The sequence below is a fragment of the Brachybacterium netajii (SeqCode) genome (assembly GCF_054114245.1).
In genome coordinates this window covers 290,883-311,396 of record NZ_JBSYXB010000003.1, presented here as the reverse complement: position 1 = coordinate 311,396, position 20,514 = coordinate 290,883, and the positions used below count along the sequence as shown (strand labels likewise).

At 71.4% G+C, this 20,514-nt stretch carries 14 protein-coding genes; 4 read left to right on the top strand and 10 right to left on the bottom strand.

Features of this window, described 5'->3' with window-relative positions:
• Window positions 1–8: 8 nt before the first annotated feature.
• The 10 genes from ACXET9_RS08655 to ACXET9_RS08610 all read right to left on the bottom strand — a co-directional run bounded on the left by ACXET9_RS08655 (window position 9) and on the right by ACXET9_RS08610 (window position 13,398).
• Complete coding sequence (locus ACXET9_RS08655) at window positions 9–368, bottom strand: L-rhamnose mutarotase (protein WP_457886136.1); 360 nt, start codon at window positions 366–368, stop codon at window positions 9–11.
• On the bottom strand, window positions 365–1,069 hold the full coding sequence (locus ACXET9_RS08650; protein ID WP_457886135.1) for a GDSL-type esterase/lipase family protein: 705 nt from the start codon (window positions 1,067–1,069) through the stop codon (window positions 365–367). The genes ACXET9_RS08655 and ACXET9_RS08650 overlap by 4 nt, the downstream gene beginning before the upstream one ends.
• A gap of 50 nt (window positions 1,070–1,119) precedes the next feature.
• Window positions 1,120–3,879: an exo-rhamnogalacturonan lyase family protein gene (locus ACXET9_RS08645; RefSeq protein WP_457886134.1), complete on the bottom strand. Its 2,760-nt coding sequence runs from the start codon at window positions 3,877–3,879 to the stop codon at window positions 1,120–1,122.
• A 69-nt stretch (window positions 3,880–3,948) separates the two neighbouring features.
• Window positions 3,949–6,603: a rhamnogalacturonan lyase family protein gene (locus ACXET9_RS08640; protein WP_457886132.1), complete on the bottom strand. Its 2,655-nt coding sequence runs from the start codon at window positions 6,601–6,603 to the stop codon at window positions 3,949–3,951.
• Between the two features lie 101 nt (window positions 6,604–6,704).
• Window positions 6,705–7,583, bottom strand: coding sequence for a carbohydrate ABC transporter permease (locus ACXET9_RS08635; protein ID WP_457886131.1), 879 nt, complete (start codon window positions 7,581–7,583; stop codon window positions 6,705–6,707).
• Between the two features lie 10 nt (window positions 7,584–7,593).
• Window positions 7,594–8,601, bottom strand: coding sequence for an ABC transporter permease (locus ACXET9_RS08630; protein ID WP_457886130.1), 1,008 nt, complete (start codon window positions 8,599–8,601; stop codon window positions 7,594–7,596).
• A 13-nt stretch (window positions 8,602–8,614) separates the two neighbouring features.
• Window positions 8,615–10,135: an extracellular solute-binding protein gene (locus tag ACXET9_RS08625; protein WP_457886129.1), complete on the bottom strand. Its 1,521-nt coding sequence runs from the start codon at window positions 10,133–10,135 to the stop codon at window positions 8,615–8,617.
• Window positions 10,136–10,194: 59 nt separating this feature from the next.
• A complete protein-coding gene (locus ACXET9_RS08620; RefSeq protein ID WP_457886128.1) occupies window positions 10,195–10,845 on the bottom strand; it encodes a DUF624 domain-containing protein in 651 nt (216 codons plus the stop codon).
• Window positions 10,842–11,612 carry a DUF1961 family protein gene (locus ACXET9_RS08615; RefSeq protein ID WP_457886126.1) on the bottom strand — a complete coding sequence of 257 codons (771 nt, stop codon included), beginning with the start codon at window positions 11,610–11,612 and terminating at the stop codon, window positions 10,842–10,844. Before ACXET9_RS08615 ends, ACXET9_RS08620 begins: the two co-directional genes overlap by 4 nt.
• A 292-nt stretch (window positions 11,613–11,904) precedes the next feature.
• Window positions 11,905–13,398, bottom strand: a complete 1,494-nt coding sequence (locus tag ACXET9_RS08610; protein ID WP_457886125.1) for an HNH endonuclease — start codon at window positions 13,396–13,398, stop codon at window positions 11,905–11,907.
• A gap of 603 nt (window positions 13,399–14,001) precedes the next feature.
• Here ACXET9_RS08610 and rhaI point away from each other — a divergent pair.
• From rhaI to ACXET9_RS08590, 4 genes are all read left to right on the top strand, one after another.
• On the top strand, window positions 14,002–15,186 hold the full coding sequence (gene rhaI / locus ACXET9_RS08605) for an L-rhamnose isomerase (protein ID WP_457886124.1): 1,185 nt from the start codon (window positions 14,002–14,004) through the stop codon (window positions 15,184–15,186).
• A 2-nt stretch (window positions 15,187–15,188) separates the two neighbouring features.
• Window positions 15,189–17,255 carry a bifunctional aldolase/short-chain dehydrogenase gene (locus ACXET9_RS08600; RefSeq protein WP_457886122.1) on the top strand — a complete coding sequence of 689 codons (2,067 nt, stop codon included), beginning with the start codon at window positions 15,189–15,191 and terminating at the stop codon, window positions 17,253–17,255.
• Window positions 17,252–18,778 (top strand): rhamnulokinase, encoded by a 1,527-nt coding sequence (locus ACXET9_RS08595; protein WP_457886121.1) that lies wholly within the window; start codon window positions 17,252–17,254, stop codon window positions 18,776–18,778. The genes ACXET9_RS08600 and ACXET9_RS08595 overlap by 4 nt, the downstream gene beginning before the upstream one ends.
• A gap of 158 nt (window positions 18,779–18,936) precedes the next feature.
• Window positions 18,937–20,493 carry an SLC13 family permease gene (locus ACXET9_RS08590; RefSeq protein ID WP_457886120.1) on the top strand — a complete coding sequence of 519 codons (1,557 nt, stop codon included), beginning with the start codon at window positions 18,937–18,939 and terminating at the stop codon, window positions 20,491–20,493.
• The last annotated feature ends 21 nt before the right edge of the window (window positions 20,494–20,514 follow it).

Below are 20,514 nucleotides of genomic sequence, written 5' to 3'. Positions count from 1 at the left end.
GGCGAGGATCAGGCGAGGTGGAAGTACTGCGGCAGGACCTGCTTGTCGCCGCCGCCGGGGGCGAAGTACTCGGCCATCGCGGCCTCCCAGCGGGGGCTGATGGCGGCGCGGGCGATGGCGTCCTGGGCGGCGTCGACGTCGTCGGACTCGAAGTAGCCGACGACCATCCCGTCCTCCGCCCGCAGGAACAGCGAGTAGTTGCGCCAGCCGGCCTCCGTCAGCGCCTCGCGCATCTCCTCCCACACGTCCTGATGGGCGGCGACGTAGTCGACGAGCCGCTCGGGCCGCACGTGCAGCAGGAAGCAGCAGCGGTGCGGGCTGCGGGCGGTGCTCGCGGCGAGCAGGGCCTCGAGGGCGGGGTCGGTCATCGGGTCTCCTCGGGGGCGGACGGGCCGGGCTCGACGGACGCGGCGGGCGGCGCGGCCGGGATGCCGCCGTCGGCGCGCTCGATGCCCCGCAGGGACCGTGCGACGAAGGCGGCGACCTTGCGGGCGCCGCGGAGCTGGAAGTGGGTGTCGTCATGCAGGCCCTCGGGCCAGGTGGGGTGCATGCCGACGGGATAGTGGCTGAGCAGGCCCATCGACCCCTCGGGGCCGAGGTCCTCGTAGAGCCAGGCGGTGAAGGCCTGCAGGTCGATCAGGGGCGCGTCGATCTCGTGGGCGAGGTCGCGCACGGCATCGGGATAGTCGCCGTGGGTGGGGGCGATGCGGTCGCCGACGAAGCGGCGGCGCTCGACGGAGGTGCACAGCACGACGCCCGCCCCGCGCGCGCGGGCGTCGGCGGCCATGCGGCGCAGACGCTCGGTGTACCCGCCGCGGGCGGCGAGCAGCTCGGGCTGCTTCTGGTCGTTGTGCCCGAACTGGAGGATCACGGTGTCGCCCGGGGCGATGCCCGCGAGCAGCTCGTCCCAGTACTCCTGGAGGCAGGACTCGGTGGTGCCGCCGCCGACGGCGAGGTTCCGCACCGGACGGTCGACGACCTCCCCGAGCACGGCGCCCCAGCCCGACATCGGATGCTCCGACGGCGGGCACGCGGCGACGGTCGAGTCACCGGCGAGGTGATAGGTCATCAGGTCTCCTCATCGAGATCCGGGGGCGGGAAAGCGCATGCACGACGATCCTACGCGCCCGCGCCCGCGTCCAGCGCGTCCCCGATCAGGGCGAGGTTCTGGATGGCGGCGAGCCCGTACTGGGCGGCGTCGTTGGTGGAGACGAAGGCGGCCTCGTCGACGGGCTCGAGCACCGTCGGCCCGTCGATCCGGGTCCGCTCCCACTGCTCCTGCGCGACCAGGGAGTTCACGTTCAGCTGGTCGCCGAGGCCCACGAAGAAGGCATCCCAGGCCCACGCGGCGAGCACCGGATCCGCAGCGCCCGCCCCGCCGGCCCCGGCCGCTGCGACCGCGAGCAGCCGGCTGTACGCCGGGACCAGCGAGATCCCCGTCAGGGGTGCCCCGAAGCGCGCGGTCTGCTCCTCAGGGGTCGCGAGGTAGTAGCGGCAGTACTCCTGCCAGGCGGCCGCGGCGGCGGGCTCGTCGACGAGGTCGAGCGCCTCGGTCATGATCTCGACCAGGCCGAACACGGCCGCCAGATGCGAGACCTGCACCCGGTCGCGGGAGGTGTCCAGCTCCCGACGGTCCAGATCCCACAGCGCCTCGCCGGTGAACAGGCCCTGCGCGAGCTCGCCGATGCCCCGCAGCATCGCCCGGACCTTCTGCTCGGCCGCGGCGGCGCCGTCGGACCCCGCGCCGTCGGACCCTGCACCCGCACTCCCCCGCTCCCAGGCGGAGATCCAGGCGCCCAGCAGGGCGCCGAGGTCGGTGCCGAGGCCGATCGCGAGGGCGCGGCGGTCGGGCGCGTAGACGTCCGTGCGGACCTTGCGGGTCGCGTCGACCCGCAGCAGCGCCTCCTCGGAGCAGGCGATCTCGTCGAGGAGCTCGGCGGTCCGCTCGTCGGCCGTCAGGGCGTGGAAGATGCGCCGGTAGACGGCGTTGGAGATCCGCAGCTGCTTGGCGCTGCAGCCGAAGTGCTGGACGTTGTGGCGGGTGCCGAGGCCGGCGAAGCGTCCGACGTGGTAGACGTCGACCTCGCTCGTATGGCGGGTCATGGCCTCGGCGAGGCGGTAGGCGTCGGCGTCGCCGCTGCGCAGGACGTCGTACCAGAGCCACAGGTCCGGGGACAGCTCGGAGTTGTCCCAGGCGTAGCCGCCGACGTCATAGCGCCAGATGTGCCGGTCCTCGTCGTAGGCGTGCATGACGTCGCCCTGGTCCCAGAACCCGTACCAGCCGCGCTGCTCGACCTGGTCGCGGTAGTGCTCGCGCAGCCAGACCAGGCGGTCCTCGATCGCGGCCCGCGCGGGCGTGGAGCGGTCCGCCGGCGCCCAGGTGCCGAAGACGCCGGCCGCATGCAGCCGCGCGGGCGTCGGCAGGATCTGCGGGGGCAGCGCGGAGGTCGCGGCGCGCGCGGCGAGCTCGGCATGCGGCGGGGTCGCGGCGAAGGCGTCGATCGCGAGCTCGTGGGTGCGGGCGATGCCGCGGGCGTCGCCGTAGCCGGGCTCGTAGTCCTCGTAGGTGATCTCGAGGGCCTCGAGCTGGTCGACATAGGTGTCCTGGCCGAGGCCGTCGTGGTAGAACCGCAGGTCCATGGGGTCGGCCGACGGCGCCCACATCCACGCGGTCACGCTGCCCGCATCCCCATCGCCCGCATCCCCCGCGGCGCCCTCGATGTCGATCCCCGTCGGCGGACGCGTGCCGAGGTCCCGCAGGCCCAGGCCGATGCCGCCGTGGATGTCGCTGAGCGTGGCGTACCCGGCGGCGCGCCGACCCGATCCGGCCGTGATCCAGGGCCGGTCCGCCCCGGTCCGCTTGGCGAGGGTGTATCCCTCGGGGCCGGGCTGGCGCAGCGTCCAGGCGTCCCAGGTCGGCACGAGGTGCAGCCGCCGGGAGACCGTTGGCGCCCAGGCGTCCGTCGGCGGCGTCGGACGTCCCTCGACCTGCGCGCGGCGCACCTCCTCGCCCGGATCGCGGCGCAGCCCGGTGATCCCGCGGACCGCCTCGGTGAGGAACCCGATGGTGCCGTCCTCGCGCGCGGTGCCGGCGATCCGCACATGCCGGTCGTGGGGCGCGGCCCGCAGCGGCACGTCGACGCGCAGGCCCAGCGAGGTCAGGAACAGCGCCTCCGGATCCGCATCCCACACGATCGAATGCACCGCCCGCACCCGGCTCGACCCCGCCGTCGCATACAGCCGCAGCACGAACGGCAGGACCTGTTCTCCCGCGCCGCCTGCACGGCCGATCTCGTGGTGGCCCTCGAGCCGTAGCACCGCCTGCACCGCGCCCGCCCGCTCGACGCGCACGCCCGTCGTGACGACCGCGTGCTCGCGCCGGGGCGCGGTCCGCACCGGGGAGGCGGCCGACGAGGCGACGATCCGCCCCTCCCGGCCGACGACCCGTCCGTCGACCTCCAGCCGACGGATCGGCGCGCTCGGATGCGCCGCGACGACGAGCCGCAGCGCGCCCGTGTCCACGACGATCCCCTCGTCGGACTCCTCGACCGACAGCCGCGGGGCGTCGGCGGTGTCGGCGTCGGCGCCGCCGGTCGTCCCCGCCGGTTCCAGCACGAGCTCCGCGGCCGACGGCGCGAGCGCCGCGTGACCGGTCCACTTCACCGACCCGTCGGGCCAGCGCGCCGTGACCCAGCTGTCCACGGGCGCGGCGGCGGGAGCACCGTCGGCGCCGGGAGCACCATGCCCCGCCCGCCCGGCCCGCAGCCGCCACTCCCCCGCCTCCGCGAGCGCCCCGCGCTCCCACGGCACACCCCACTGGACGGGGACGGGCGCGGGCGGGGCGCCCTCGATGAAGCGGAGGTCGACGGATGCGGGCATGGCAGCTCCTGGGAGATCGGGGCGGGCGGGCTAACGGGTGGGCGAACGGGCGGACGAACGGGGACCGGCTCAGCGCCCGGCGGGGACGGTCACCGTGAGCGGCGCCGTGCGGGTCTCGCCGGCGGCGTTGGACAGCACGGCCTCGTAGACGTGCTCGCCGGGGGCGACGCCCTCGAGGGCGACGGCGACCGACTGGGCGGCGGGGCTCGCGGCCTCGAGGTCCCGCTCGGCGACGAGCTCGCCGTCCTGGTAGAGGGCGAGGGCGGTCCCGTTGGTGCCCCACCAGAGATCGGCGGTGATCGTGAGGGCGCCGTCGGCCGACGGCGCCTGCGCGCTCAGCACGGCCTTGCCGGGGGCGGCGTCCGCGACGGTCACGGTCGTGGGGCTGCAGGCGGTGGTGCCCGCCGGGTTCACGAGCTCGCAGGTGTACGCGTAGGTGCCGTCGGCGCGGCCCTCGATCGCGAAGGACGCGGTCTGGGCGGCGGGGGTCGCGTCGGCGAGGTCCTGCTCGGCGATCAGCTCGCCGTTCTCGAAGAGGCGGACGGCCGTGGCGTTCTGCCCCCACCACAGGTCCATGGTGACGGTGTAGTCGCCGTCGTGCAGGCCCGTGTCCCATCCGCTGTCGTTCGAGAGCACGCCGGCGGCGGGCGCCTCCCCGATCCCGTCGACGGGCTCGAGCACGGGCGCGTCGGTCGTGTACGCCGCCGCGGGCATCGCCGGGGTCTCCATGCCCTCGCCGAGGAAGTAGCTGGTGTGCGGGGGCTGGTTGTAGGCGACGTTCTGCCAGGCCACGGACAGGCGGTACTGCGAATCCGAGAGCAGCGTGCGCAGACGGTGCTCGGTGAGGTCCGTGGTGGTGAACAGGCGCAGCGCGGTCGAGTCCTCGGTGCGGTAGATCAGCTCCTCGCGCCAGTCGCCCAGGAGGTCGGCCTGCAGCGCGGGGTTGCCCTTGGTGTCGTTGTTGGTCAGGACGCCCTCGGGCTCGAAGATCGTCACCTGCCGACCGTTCTCGTAGTCCCACTTCGCGACGAGCGGGGTGCCGGTGCGGCCCTCGGTCTCGAAGGTGTGGTCGACGATCTCGCTGAGCAGGTCCCCGTCCCACAGGGCCACGAAGTTCGCGGCGGGGATCGCGGTGCCGATCTGCTCTCCCGAGGCGCTCATGAGGAAGCCCTCGGTGGAGTCCCAGTTCGCCTCCTGGCCGACGTTCCAGCCCTCGGCCCCCTCATAGCGGGGGTCGATGTCGGCCATGGCGCCGCGCCCGGTGTCCTTCTGCGCGGGCACCGACCAGAGGATCTCGCCGGTCGCGGCGTCGCGGAAGGTGGAGCCGCGGTTCCCGCTCGCGCTCATGGACTCGTGGACGGAGAAGACCTCGAGGCCCGGACGGGAGGGGTCGAAGTCGCCCACGTGCTGGGCGTCGCCGTGGCCGAGGCCGGTCGTGTACAGCCCGGTCCCGTCGTCGTCGATGGTTACGGCGCCGTAGACGATCTCGTCGCGGGAGTCGCCGTCGACGTCGGCGACCGAGAGGTTGTGGTTCCCCTGCCCGGCGTAGCCCTCGTTGCCCTCGTCGTCGGAGTCGAAGATCCAGCGCTCGGTGAGCTGCTCGCCGTCGTAGTCGACGGCCCACAGCACCGCGCGCGTGTAGTAGCCGCGGGCGAAGACGGCGCTGGGATGCTCGCCGTCGAGATAGGCGGTCGCGGAGAGGAAGCGGTCGACGCGGTTGCCGTAGCCGTCGCCCCAGTCGGTGACCGTGCCGCGGGCGGGCACGTAGTCGATCGTGTCGACGGCGCGACCGGTGGAGCCCTCGAAGACGGTGAGGAACTCCGGGCCGTCGAGGATGTACCCGGCGCTGTTGCGGTAGTCGGCGTCGGCATCGCCGATGACGGTCCCCTCGCCGTCGACCGTCCCGTCGGCCGTCTTGACGATGACCTCGGCGGTCCCGTCGGAGTCGAAGTCGAACACCTGCGGCTGCGAGTAGTGGGCGCCCGCACGGATGTTCGCGCCCAGGTCGATGCGCCACAGCTGCGTGCCGTCGAGCTCGTAGGCGTCCAGGTAGACGTTCCCCGTGTACCCGGACTGCGAGTTGTCCTTCGAGTTCGTGGGGTCCCACTTGAGGACCAGCTCGAGCTCGCCGTCGCCGTCGAGGTCGCCGACCATCACGTCGTTCGCCCGGTACTCGAAGTCGACGCCGTCGGGGGTGGTGCCGCCCGCGGGCTTGTCCAGCGGGATGTCGAGGGACTGGTCGTCCCAGGCCGTGAACTCCTCGCCGGTCCAGAACTCGCGCCCGTCCTGCACGACGGCGATGCGGTAGACCGCGTCGGTCGTGCCGTCCGGGTCCAGCAGGTTCGTCGAGCCGGTGACCGGCTCCTCGGTGATCCGCTCACCGTCCCGGTAGACGACGAAGCCGGTGTCCATCGCCTCGTCCCCCAGCAGCCGCCAGGAGAGGAACACCCCGTCGTCGGTCGCGACGGCGACCGGCGCCCGATCCAGCCGCTCCGCATCGCGGGCGACGGCGGCGGTCTCTGTGGTCTCTGTGGTCTCTGTGGTCTCGGCGGTCGCGCTGGTCTCCGCGCCGGCGGGTGCGGCACCGACGACGAGGCCGGCGCCGAGCGCACCCAGCGCGAGCGGGAGGACCGCGAGCGCCGCGAGGGGCCGACGGGCGGCGGCGACGGACGAGGAGGACGGGGCGGGGGCAGGGGCGGCGTCGGGCGAGGGTCGGTGGTGCATCGTTGCTCCATTCGGCGAGGTGCTCGGGGAAACGCGGGGACTGCACGGAGTGAGGAGGGACGGGGGAAGGAGAGAGGGCCGGAGGAGAGGAGGTGCGCGGCTCAGCCCTTGACCGAGCCGATCATCACCCCCTTCGCGAAGTGCTTCTGGAGGAAGGGATAGACGCACATGATCGGGAGCGTCGCGATGACGATGACCGCGAACTTCAGGCCCTCGGCGGGCGGGATGTAGTTCGGGTCGAGGTTGCCGATCGTGGTGGAGGGGTCGGTCGAGATCGTCACCTGCCGCACGAACATCTGCAGCGTCCACTTCGAGGAGTCCGAGATGTACAGCAGCGGGGACATGAAGTCGTTCCAGATGCCCACCGCGTAGAACAGCGAGAACGTCGCGATGACGGGCTTCGACAGCGGCAGCATGATCCGCCAGAACGTCGAGAGCTCGTTGGAGCCGTCGATCTCGGCGGCCTCCCGCAGCTCGCCCGGGAGCGCCTGGAAGAAGGTGCGGATGACGATCAGGTTGAACGGGTTGATCGCCGCCGGCAGGATCAGCGCCCAGTAGGAGTCGAGCAGGCCGAGCTCCTTGACCACCAGGAACAGCGGGATCATGCCGCCGGAGAACAGCATCGCGAACAGCACGAGCCGCATGATCAGGCCCCGGCCCACGAGGTTCGGGTCCGCGAGCGGATAGGCCATCAGCATCGTCAGCGTGATCTGCACGAGCGTGCCGACGACGGTGACACCGATCGTGACCAGCAGGGACCGCACGAACGTGTCCGTCGAGAAGATGTACTTGTAGGTCTCGAGGGTGGGGTTCTGGGGCCACAGGAAGAACGGCCGCGCGGCGATCTCGGCCTCGGTCGCGAACGATGCGGCGAGGACGTAGACGAACGGCAGGATCGTGATGATCGCGAACAGCATCAGCAGCGCGATGTTGACGCCGTCGAAGACCCTGTCCTTCGTCGAGGAGAACTGGAGAGACATGGGTGCGCTCCTAGAAGAGGGACGAGTCGGTGAACTTCTTGGCCAGCCAGTTCGCACCGAGGATCAGCACGAGGCCGACGACGGACTTGAACAGCCCGATCGCCGTCGAATAGCTGTAGGCGCCGTTGGTGATGCCCATGAAGTACACGTAGGTGTCGAACACGTCGGCGACATCGCGGTTGAGCGAGTTCGTGAGCATGTAGATCTGCTCGAACCCGGTGTCCAGGAAGTTGCCGATGTTGAGGATCAGCATGATGATCACCGTCGGCACGATCGCCGGGATCGTGACGTGGCGGATCTGCTGGAAGCGTCCGGCGCCGTCGACCGTCGCCGCCTCGTACAGCTGCTTGTCCACGCCCGCGAGCGCGGCGAGGTAGATGATCGTCCCCCAGCCGGTGGACTTCCACAGCGTCTGCGCCATCACCAGCGGACGGAACCAGTCCGGGTCCGCCAGGAAGTTGAAGCGGCCGTCGAAGAGCTCGTTGAACAGCACCGTGATAGGGCCGGTGTCGAGGGCGAACAGCAGATAGGTCAGGCCCGAGACGATCGCCCACGACAGGAAGTGCGGGATGTAGATCGCGGTCTGGATGAACTTCTTCAGCAGCTGCTGGCGCAGCTCGTTGAGCATCAGCGCCGCGATGATCGGGGCGGGGAACGCGATCACCACGCTCAGCAGCGCGAGGATCAGCGTGTTGCGCAGCAGACGCACGAAGTCCGGTCCGCTGAACAGCCGCTCGAAGTGCTTGAGCCCCACCCACGGGCTCCCCTGCATGCCGAGGAACGGCAGGTAGTCCTGGAAGGCGATCGTCACGCCGTACATCGGGGCGTACTTGAAGACGGCGAAGTAGACGAGGCCGGGCAGCAGCATCACGTAGAGCATCGGGGCCCGTCGGAGGCGCTGGAGCAGCGAGCGCCTCCGACGGGGACCGCCGCCCGCCCGAGCGGGCGTGCGGTCCACGGCCGTCGGCGCCGACGGCACCGGGGGCACCGGTGCTCCGGACGCGGGATTCTGGGTCATCACCATGGGTCCGTCAGCCCTGCTGGTAGAGCTCGTTCATCTCGTCGACGACGGCCTGGCCGCCGCTCGAGACCCAGCGGTCGAGCTCGGACTGCAGACCCGCCTCGTCGAGCTGCCCGGCGAGGAACTTCAGCCGCGCGTCGACGACGATCTGGTCGAGGATCGCGCCGTTCTGCAGGTAGCTCTCGGACATGTAGGCGGCGCCCGGGTTGAACACGGCGGACTCGAGGTCGGACTCGTGGAAGGCGAGGCGCTTCTCGCCGAGGGCCTTCTCGGGCTCGCCCTCGGGCTCCGAGGAGTAGGCGAGGTAGCCGTTGGAGTTCGTGCCGATCTGCGCGAACGCCGAGCGGTCGGAGTCGATGATCGACGCCTCCTCGCTGTCGATGCCGACCATCACGTCGCCCTCGACGGTGTAGTTCACGCCCTCGATGCCGTTGTTCAGCAGGTTCTGGCCCTCCGCGGAGGACAGCTTGTCGAGCACCGTGAGCACCTGCGCGAGCTGCTCCTCGGTGGGGACGGAGGACTTCGGGATCGCGAGATAGCCGGAGTAGCCGGGCGTCGGCAGCGCGAACATCGTCCCGTCGGAGCTCTTGAGGTTGCCGACCATGGTGACCTTCTCGCCATAGGTGTCGGGGTCGGACTCCTTGAACAGGCTCAGCAGCTGCATGCCGCGCGAGGACACGTCGGCGATCAGCCCGCCCTGGCCGTTGAAGAAGGGCTCGTTCCAGGTCGCGGAGTCCATGGTCGCGAAGTCGGCGTTGACGTACCCGCCCTCGACCATCGCCTTCATGGTGCGGTTGGCCTCGATGAACTGGTCGTCGAGGAAGGAGGGGCTGAGGGTGCCGCCGTCCTCGCGCCACACGTTCGCGGTGCCGTTCCAGACCTCCCACAGGTCGTACGGGCCGTTGTTGCCGAAGCCACTCCAGGCCGGGATGATCAGGCCGGTCGTGGCGGAGCCGTCGCCGGCGGGATCGTCCTCCGTGAAGGCCCGGGCGATCTCCTGCAGGTCGTCGACGGTCTCCGGCTCCGCGAGGCCGAGGTTGTCCAGCCAGTCCTTGCGGATGCTGATGGCCGCGCGCATCGCATCACGCAGACGGAAGATCCCGTAGGTCTTCCCGTTGATGCTGGCGCCGTGGGCGACCTCCTCGTTCGCCGGGGTGAGGTTCGTGTAGTCGCCGAGGATGTCGGTGAGATCCCAGAACCCGCCGGCCGCGGCGGTCTGCGCGAACTCCGCGGTCTTGCCGGTCTGCACCATCACGTGGGGGATGTTGTCGCTGGCCATCGTCACCGTGACGCGGTCGCTGTAGCTGGAGTTCGGAACCCAGGTGATGTCCATCGGCATGCCGATGAAATCCTCGATGGCCTTCTGGAGCTGGCCCTCGGGATCGGGCGCCGTCTCGGACAGCAGCGGCGCCATGATCTTCAGCGTCGTGATCTCCTCGGTCGAGGCGGAGGAGCCGCCGCCGCAGGCGGCCAGACCGAGAGCGGTGGCGCCGGCGGCAGCGCCGCCGAGGAGGGTGCGTCGAGTGAACATCCTTGTTCCTTTCGATGGGTGGACGACGGTCGTCGTCCGGGGAGAGAGCAGGTGCGGGTTCAGGGGCCCTGACGGGCGAGGACGGGTCGGGAGGGCTCGGCCGACGCTTGCGCCTGGGCCGCCACCAGCGCGTCGTTGCGCTCGAGGGATCGGGAGACCAGATGCTGGGCCATGAGCACGGGGACGGCGATGCCGAGGAACGGCACCAGCCCGGGGATGCTCGAGAGGATGCCCGCCCACAGCACGAGGACCGCCCCGAGCAGGAGCGACGTCGGCAGCTGGGCGAGGCTCACCAGGAGCGCGCGGGAGAGCACGCGGCTCGCGGGCAGCTCGTAGCGGCGATCGAGCATCGGCACGTGCAGCAGCGCGACGGCGAGGCCGACGGCGCCGATCGCCGCCGGGACGCGGGCGATGAGCGGCGCGCCGGTGGTGGTCGCGGTCAGCAGCCCCAGGACGAGCGCCAGGCCCGGCAGCCCCAAGGTCAGCTGGCTGCGCCGGAAGCTGTCGCGCCAGACCCGGGCGGCGCGCGCCAGGGTGATCGACTCCCCGCGCTCGCCGCGCGCCGCCGCGTCGACGGCGGCCATCGTCGCCGGCGCCCACCCCAGGACGACCCCGCCGGCGAGGGTCCCCAGCAGCCAGATCCCCTGCACCGCGAGCGCCCGCACCAGCAGGTCCCCCGCCGTGCCGAGGAGCTGGAAGGCCCGGTTCATGACGCGTCCCCGCGGTCGGAGCGGGCGGGGCCGGGCTCGCCGAGGGTGTCGGCATCTGCATCGGCAACTGCATCTGCATCTGCATCTGCATCTGCATCTGCATCTGCATCGAGAGCCTCGACGAGGAGGTCCGCGTACTCGGCGATCAGGGGCGCCATCTGCCGCAGACCGATCGCCCCGCCGGAACGGGCGGGCCCGCCGACGCTGCCGTCGTCGGTCCAGGTCAGGCAGTCGATGCCGTCGATCGTGAAGCGGACGGTGCTGTTCTGCCAGGTGAGGGAGAGTCGGTAGTCGCGGTCGGCGTCGAGGACCGCGGGAAGCGGGTCCGCGCCCTGCGCCACGAGGTGGAAGCCGTGGGACTTGCGGACGTTGCAGGTGTGCAGGCGGCGCTCGGTGGGCCACATGCGGCGGTAGTAGGAGAGGTGGTAGGCGTCGATCGCGCCGGAATGGTACTGGTCGTACTCGCCGTTGCGGGGCGGGAGCGCCGAGTCGTGGATCGAGGATCCGGTGCGGGAGCGCGCACCCCAGAAGACCATCGCCAGTCCGGGCTCGCGCAGCGGACGGAAGCTCCAGGAGATGCGCACGTCGCCCTCGTGCTCGACGGGCAGCCAGGCGACGAAGTTCGCGGCCTGCCCGACGGCGGGATCGGCGGAGCTCTCCATGCGCAGTCGCCCCTGGGGGAAGGAGACCGCCAACGGGCCTTCGACGACCCAGTCGGACAGGTCCGCAGGCGAGGCGAGCGCACTCGAATACAGCGTTGAAACCACGATCTCCGCCTCTCTGCGCTGGTCAGCGTGGTGCATATGTTCGTCGGCGCGCCCCATGACGCGCTCCGACCGAGCCCCTCGTCGTCATCGACTGTCGTTCTCGTCGCCTTCGACGATCGGTCGCGTGCACAGCCTGAATCGTTCCAGAGCGGCTGTCAACCGCTTTCCGGTTTTCCGTCTGATTCGTTTCAAGACTGTTGCTCGACCGCGCTCACCGCACTGAGCGACGATCCCGCGTCTGTCCCGCGTCGACCCGGCGCTACGCTCGGGCCGACGCGGGCCTCTGGCGAGGTCACGCGCTCTCGGCATCGACCTCGCCGTCGCCACCCTCGGTCGAGTCATCCGATCGATTCGAGGATCGGGTCCGACGGAGTCGTGGTGGTCGGCTGGTGTACTCGTGGCCGGTGGGGGTGGTGATCCGGAGTGTTCCGGGAGTCTCGGTCTCGGGGCCGTCGAGGCGGGATTCCCAGCCGTCCTCCTCGAGGACGAGGTTGAAGTGCCAGCAATGCCCCGCCGCGTTGTCCACGGTCGATTCCCCGCCATCGGCATACCGATGCACGTGATCGACATCCCGGATCTTCGCATCGCAGTACGGGGCCCGGCACGCCTGATCCCGCAGCACCACGAACCGTCGCACATGCGCGGAGAAGTCCCTCCGCCGTGCGTCCACATCCACCAGCTCCCCCGTCACCGGATCCGCATACAGCCTGCGCACCCACCGGTGCGCGTCCACCAGATCCACCTCGTCGCACGCCGTGCAGGCCTCGATATCCGGTCCTGGTGGCGAGGAATCCTGTTCATGACGCTGCTCGTGCCGCTCATGCTGCTCGTCCTGCTCAGGTCGGTCGTCGTCGCTGGCCCATCGGGCGGGCTCCTGCCGGGGTGCTTGCGCGGGACGGGTCCGCACTCCGAGCGCGATCTCCCGCGCGCGGGGCGCCGGCACGGGATGACCCTCGACCATCCCCGGCTCGCTCCCGCCCCGCAGCAGCGTCTCGTCCGTCATCAGCAGCTGGACCTCGACATCGACCTCATCCACGCTCGCCACCCCCAGCGTCCGCTCCACGAGCGTGTCCGAGGCGATCTGCCCCATCGACCGCTCATCCCCCGCCGCGCGCTTCGCCTTCGCCTCCTGATCCAGCGCATGCTTCACCGCCACGCCCTCGACCAGCGGCACCACCGCCCGCAGGACCGCCATCCCGTCCGAGCCCGCGCGCAGCGACACCCGACGCTTCGCCGTCGCCCGCTGGAGCCGCTCGATCGCGGCCTGGGGATCCTTCTCCTGCACCAGACGCCGCGCCTTGCCCGCCGCCGTCCACGGGGTGTCTCCCGCGATCTCCCCGGCGAGCTCCTCATCGACCGCCGCACGATCCTGATCCTCCAGGCAGATGACCTCACCGGCGATCTTGTGCGCGGTCCACTGCTTGATCTCCCCCGCCTCCAACAACCCCATGATCCTCGGCATCGACTCCACCAGCACCCGATTCAACGCGCCCTCGTTGCCCGCCGCGGTCGGGGTGATCCCCCGCGCCAACGACACCTGCTCCGAGATCCCCCGTCCCAGCCGCTCCGACGGCACCCCCGCCGCCTTCTGCGCATCGATCTGCCCCGCACGGAACGCGACCTCCACCCGCGTCGCGAGCGCATCCAGACTGTTCCGCGTCGACTCCAACAACCGCATCAGATCCACCAGCGCCCCCGGCGACGTCTCCATCAGGACCTCGAGGCCCGGCGCGGACGCCGTCAATGCTGATGCCTGCGCCATCCACCAGCGCACCAGCCCGTCCATGCCCCCAGCAGCAGACCCGGCACCTTCGCCCGACCCGCCCTGACCGCCCCGGCCCCCTTGGCCGCGTTTCCCGCCCATCCCGACACCCCCTCCCCTGCATCCCGCCGACCCCACGGCCAGCTCTCGTTCATCGATCCATCATCGAATTCACCCCCATCATCGACAATCCATGAACAGCAAAGAAACAGCCTGTGGATATTTGACCATTGGGGAGGAGTGAACAGCGACTTCTCCTCCCCAAGATCCCTTCATCCACATTTCCCCAATGACATTGGGGATAACGTCCGATGGGGAGGAGCACTTCTCCCCCGGGCCGTCGGAGCCCTCCATCGCGACCCGCCCGCGCCCCGCCCGCGATCCGCACGTGTCAGTCCGCGTCAGCCCCGCCCCCGCCCGCAATGCCCGATCCCAAGGCCGCCTTCCCGTCCCGCACCCTCCGTGCTAGCATTCGTTGAGTCGTTTCAATCACTGCAGGACCCACCCCTCCACACCTCCCGTTGGCGACGGCATCGACGCTCGTCCCGCCGCAGGGAGAGCGCATACCCGTCAGCAGCGCACCGACCCAACCGACCCCACCCCACCCGACTCCCGAAGGAGCCCACCATGTCCCCCGCTCCGCTCACCGCCCTGCCGGACCTCGTCGCCCGCGATCTCGCGGACTTCACGATCGAGGTCCCCAGCTGGGGCTACGGCAACTCCGGCACCCGCTTCAAGGTGTTCGGCACTCCCGGCACCCCGCGCGATCCGTTCGAGAAGATCGCCGACGCCGCGCAGACCCACGCGCACACCGGCGCCGCGCCGCGCGTGTCCCTGCACTACCCCTGGGACAAGGTCGAGGACTTCGGAGCGCTGCGCCGGCACGCCGAGGACCTGGGCGTCTCGATCGGCATGATCAACTCGAACACCTTCCAGGACGACGAGTACAAGTTCGGGTCCCTCACGCACGGGGACGCCGCCGTCCGTCGTCGGGCGATCGACCATCATCTCGAGTGCCTCGACGTCATGCAGGCGACCGGCTCGTCGGAGCTGAAGATCTGGCTCGCCGACGGCACCAACTATGCAGGTCAGGACTCGATCCGGGCCCGGCAGGATCGTCTGGCGGAGTCGCTGCGGGAGATCTACGGCGCTCTCGGCGAGGACGAGCGCATCGTGCTCGAGTACAAGTTCTTCGAGCCGGCGTTCTACCACACGGACGTCCCGGACTGGGGCACGAGCCTGCTGCACTGCCTCGCGCTCGGCGAGCAGGCGCTGGTCGTGCTGGATACGGGCCATCATGCGCCGGGCACGAACATCGAGTTCATCGTCGCGCAGCTGCTGCGGCAGGGCCGGCTGGGCGCCTTCGACTTCAACTCCCGCAACTATGCCGACGACGATCTGATCGTCGGCGCCGCGGACCCCTTCCAGCTGTTCCGGATCCTCTTCGAGATCGTGCAGCAGGATGCGCATCGGCCCGAGTCGCGCGTGAACTTCATGCTCGACCAGTGCCACAACCTGGAGTCGAAGATCCAGGGGCAGATCCGCTCGGTGCTGAACGTGCAGGAGACGCTCGCGAAGGCGCTGCTGGTGGACCGCGAGGCGCTGGCCGACGCGCAGCAGCGCCATGACGTGCTCGAGGCGAACGCGATCCTCATGGACGCGTTCTGGACCGATGTGCGGCCCGCGCTCGCGGCGTTCCGCGAGGAGCGAGGCCTGCCGGCCGACCCGTTCGCGGCCTTCCGCGCGAGCGGCTACGAGGACGAGATCGCCGCCGCGCGCGTCGGCGGGAACCAGATGGGATGGGGAGCCTGAGCATGAGCACGAGCACGAACACGAACACCACCACCGCCGACAGCACCGTCGCCGCGCTGATCGCCCGCTCGAACGCGCTGGGCGCGGACCCGCGGAACACGAACTTCGCCGGCGGCAACACCTCCGCGAAGGGCACCGCGACGGATCCCGTGACCGGGGAGGCGACGGAGCTGCTGTGGGTCAAGGGGTCCGGCGGCGACCTCGGCACCCTGCAGGAGAAGGGGCTCGCGGTGCTGCGCCTGGACCGCGTGCGCGCGCTGCAGGACGTCTACCCCGGCGTCGAGCGCGAGGACGAGATGGTCGCGGCCTTCGACCACTGCCTGTTCGGGAAGGGCGGGGCGGCGCCGAGCATCGACACCGCGATGCATGCGCTGGTGGACGCCGGTCATGTGGACCATCTGCATCCCGATGCCGGGATCGCGCTGGCGACCGCGGCCGACGGCGAGGCCCTGACCCGCGAGTGCTTCGGCGATGCGGTGGTCTGGGTGCCGTGGCGCCGTCCCGGCTTCCAGCTGGGCCTGGACATCGCTGCGATCCAGCGGGAGAACCCCGCTGCGATCGGCTGCGTGCTCGGCGGTCACGGCATCACCGCCTGGGGGGACACCTCCGAGGAGGCGCAGGCGAACTCGCTGCGGATCATCGCCGAGGCGACCGCGTTCATCGAGCGCACCGGCTCGACGGAGCCCTTCGGCGCGCACGATACGCGCCGGGAGGCGCTGCCGGAGGCGGAGCGCCGCGCGAAGGCGTCGGCCCTGTTCCCGGTGGTCCGCGGGCTCGCGTCGACGGATGCGCCGATGGTCGGGCACTGGACGGACACGGAGGTCGTCCACGAGTTCCTGGCCTCCGAGAAGCTGGCGCCGCTCGCGGAGCTGGGGACGTCCTGCCCCGACCACTTCCTGCGCACCAAGGTCAAGCCGCTGGTCCTGGATCTTCCGGCCGACGCCAGCGTCGAGGACTCGATCGCCCGCCTGACGGAGCTGCATGCGCAGTACCGCGAGGACTACTCCTCCTACTACGCGCGCCACGCCGACGCCGACTCCCCCGCCATGCGCGGCGCGGATCCGGCGATCGTGCTGATCCCGGGCGTCGGCATGCTCTCCTTCGGGGCCGACAAGCAGACCGCCCGCGTGGCCGGCGAGTTCTACGTCAACGCGATCAACGTGATGCGCGGCGCGGAGGCGATCTCGACCTACGCGCCGATCGAGGAGTCGGAGAAGTTCCGCATCGAGTACTGGGCGCTGGAGGAGGCGAAGCTGCGGCGACGTCCGGCACCGAAGCCGCTGGCGACCCGGGTGGCACTCGTGACCGGCGGCGGGTCGGGGATCGGGAAGGCGACCGCCGAGCGGCTCGTCGCCGAGGGCGCGTGCGTCGTCATCGCCGATCTGAACCTCGAGAACGCCGAGGCCACGGCGACGGAGCTCGGCGGCCCCGACCGGGCCGTCGCCCTGCGCGCCGACGTGTCCGACGAGCAGGCCGTGATCGCGGCCGTCGCCGATGCCGTGCTCGCCTTCGGCGGCCTCGACCTCATCGTCAACAACGCCGGCCTGTCGCTGTCGAAGCCGCTGCTGGAGACGACCGCACGGGACTGGGACCTGCAGCACGACGTCATGGCGCGCGGCAGCTTCCTGGTCTCGCGGGAGACGGCGCGGGTGATGATCGACCAGGCCATGGGCGGGGACATCATCTACATCTCCTCGAAGAACTCGGTGTTCGCGGGCCCCAACAACATCGCCTACTCGGCGACGAAGGCGGACCAGGCGCATCAGGTGCGGCTGCTCGCGGCGGAGCTCGGCGGCCACCAGATCCGCGTCAACGGGATCAACCCCGACGGCGTCGTCCGCGGCTCCGGCATCTTCGCCGGAGGCTGGGGCGCGAGCCGCGCGAAGGTCTACGGCGTGGAGGAGGAGAAGCTGGGCGAGTTCTACGCGCAGCGCACCCTGCTCAAGCGCGAGGTGCTCCCCGAGAACGTCGCCAACGCGGTGTTCGCCCTGACCGCGGGCGACCTCTCGCACACCACCGGCCTGCACGTCCCGGTCGACGCCGGCGTCGCGGCCGCGTTCCTGCGATGAGCGCGGCCGACGGTGCGGTCGGCGCCGACGCCGACACTCCTGCCGCTCCGTTCGCGGTCGCGGCGGTCGACCTGGGGGCGACCTCGGGTCGGGTCATGCTCGGCGTCGTGCGCCCGGGGTCGGCCGCGGCCGACGGGGCGGGCGCTTCGATCGAGCTGCTGCAGGCGCGGCGGTTCGAGAACGGGCTGTCCGTGCGCGAGGGGCATCTGAGCTGGGACGTCGAGGCGCTGTGGGCGGAGATCCGGGCGGGGCTGACGGCCGCGCAGGAGCTCGCCCGCGCGCACGGCCTGCCGGGGATCTCCTCGATCGGCATCGACTCCTGGGCGGTCGACTACGGGCTCGTCAGCCCCGACGGCGCGCGCATCGGCGAGGTGATCGCCTACCGCGACGACCGCACCGACGGCGTGCCCGAGCAGGTCGCCGCGAGGGTCGACGCGGCCGCGCAGTACGCGTCGACCGGCATCGCCCAGCAGTCCTTCATCACGCTGCACCAGCTCGCGGCCGACGATCGTCTCGCCGGTCTACCGGCGGGGTCGACGCTGCTGCTGGTGCCGGACCTGATCGGCTTCCTGCTCACCGGCGAGCGCCGCACCGAGCGCACCAACGCCTCGACCACGGGCATGCTCTCGGCGACGACGGGCGACTGGGACGATGCGCTGCTGGCGGCGGCCGGGATCGGGCGCGAGCTGCTGGCGCCGCTCGTCGGCCCCGGCGAGAGGATCGGGCGCGTCGCGGAGGATCTCGCGCGGGAGCTCGGGATCCCGGCGGTCCCGGTCGTCGCCGTCGGCTCCCACGACACCGCCTCGGCGGTGCTCGCGGTGCCGGCGGAGGAGCGGCCCGAGCACGGGCCCGTCGCGTACATCTCCTCGGGGACCTGGTCGCTGATCGGGCTCGAGCTCGAGCGTCCGGTGACCACGGAGCGGGCGCGGACGGCAGGGTTCACCAACGAGGGCGGGGCCGACGGACGGATCCGCTTCCTCAAGAACGTCGCCGGCATGTGGCTGCTCAGCGAGTCGATCCGGCAGTGGGAGGAGGAGGGCGCGCAGGTCGAGCTCGAGGGCCTGCTGGCCGCGGCCGCGGCGATCCCCGGGGACCGCTTCCGCATCGATCCCACCGATCCGGCGTTCCTCGCGCCGGGCCGGATGGCCGACCGGGTCGCGCTCGCGGCGGAGGCCGTCGGCGGCGACCAGGAGCATCCGCGGACCCCGGCCGAGCTGGTGCGCTGCATCCTGGAGTCCCTCTCGGAGACGTATCGCGACGAGCTGCGGACCGCCTGCCGGATCGCCGGGGTGCCGATGCCGACGCGGCTGCACGTCGTCGGCGGGGGCAGTCGCAACGCGCTGCTGAACCGGCTGACGGCGGACGCGCTGGGCGTCGACGTCATCGCCGGTCCCGTCGAGGCGACGGCGCTGGGGAACGTGGCGGTGCAGGCGCGGGCGCTGGGCGTCGGCGCGTCCCCGCGGGAGCTCGTGCGGGCGAGCACGCGCGCGAGCGTGGAGGTGTTCGAGCCGACGGCGGAGTGAGGTCGGCCGGGTGAGGCCGTCCGGGTCGGGACGGCCGGGCCGGGAGGGCACCGCCCGGCATCGGACTGGACGCGGAGGCGCCGACGGGCTTGGATCGAGGGGTGCGCGCATCGTGCGCGCATCTCTCCCCTCCCCTGTCCCTCGACCTGGAAGGCGCGATGAGTCCCCTGATCATCACGATCCTCGTGCTCGTGGCCGCTGTCGCGGCATTCCTCAGCGGGAGGATCTCGCCGCCGCTGGTCGCGCTCGGGGTCGCCCTCGCGCTGTTCCTCACGGGCGTCAACGACCTCTCGGCGACGCTCGCGGGCTTCGGCGACCCGATCGTCCTGTACATCGCGGGGCTGTTCGTCGTCTCCGAGGCGCTCGACGCGACGGGCGTGACCGCCTGGGCGGGCCAGCAGCTGACCCGTCGGGCGGGCGAGGGGCGATCGCGGGTGCTGATCGCGCTGATGCTGCTGTCGGCCCTGCTCACGGCGTTCATCAGCGTGAACGGGGCGGTCGCGGCGATGCTGCCCGTCGGCGTCATGCTCGCCGCCCGCACCCGGATGAAGCCCTCGCGGCTGCTCATCCCGATGGCCTTCGCGGCGCATGCCGGCTCGATGCTGACGCTCCTCGGCACCCCGGTGAACGTGCTGGTCAACGAGCTGTCGGTCGCGGCCGGCGGGCGCGCCTTCGGATTCTTCGAGTTCGCGCTGGTGGGTGTTCCGCTGCTGACGGGCGTCCTGCTGATCACGCTGCTGCTGGGTCCGCGGCTGCTGCCGGAGCGGCAGCCGGAGAACGCGCCCCGCGACCTCAGCCGCTATGCCGAGACCCTGGCCCGGGAGCACGGTCTGGGGAAGGGCGAGGCCGCGCTGTCCACGAGCACCGGGGCGATCGAGGTGGTGATCCCGCCGCGCTCGAGCATCCTCGGCGACGAGGTCCATCCCGGCATGATGCTCGAGTCGGGGGATCTCGTGGTGACCTCGGTGCAGCGGCGCGGGACGGCCGTGGATCGCGCGGAGCTCGAGGTCGGGGACGTGCTGGTCCTGCGCGGCGCCTGGGATGCGCTGTCCCGCCGGACCCGTCGGCCGAGCGTCCTCGGCGTCGAGGACCCGGACCTGCTGCGCCGCCAGACCGTGCAGCTCGGCGGACGGGCCGCGGTCGCCCTCGCGGTGATGGGCGTGATGTGCGTGCTGCTGGCGCTGCAGGCGCTGCCGCCGGCGATCATCGTGCTGCTGGCGGCCGTCGTGCTCATGCTGGCCCGCATCGTCACCTTCGAGCAGGCGCAGCGCTCGCTGTCCCTGAGCACCCTGGTGATCGTCGCGGGCATGATCCCGCTGTCCTCCGCGATCCAGTCCAGCGGCGCCGCCGACCTGCTCTCCTCCTGGCTCGTCGAGCGCCTGGGGGCGAGCGACCCGCGGCTGCTGCTGGTGGGCCTCGTGGTCATCGTGCTGATCCTCGGCCAGTTCGTCTCGAACCTGGCCTCGGTGCTGATCGTCGCGCCCGTCGCCGACGCCGTCGCCTCGACCGCCGGGATCTCCCCGCTGCCGCTCATGATGGGCATCGCCGTCGCGGGCGCCGCCGCGTTCCTGACCCCCGTCGCGACGCCCGGCAACCTGATGATCCAGGAGGCCGGGGCGTACCGCTTCGGGGACTACTGGCGCCTGGGCCTGCCGTGCCTGCTCTGGTTCGGCGTCGTCGCGACGGTGCTGGTGCCGATCATCTGGCCGTTCTGAGGCGGGGCGTCAGGGGGCGCC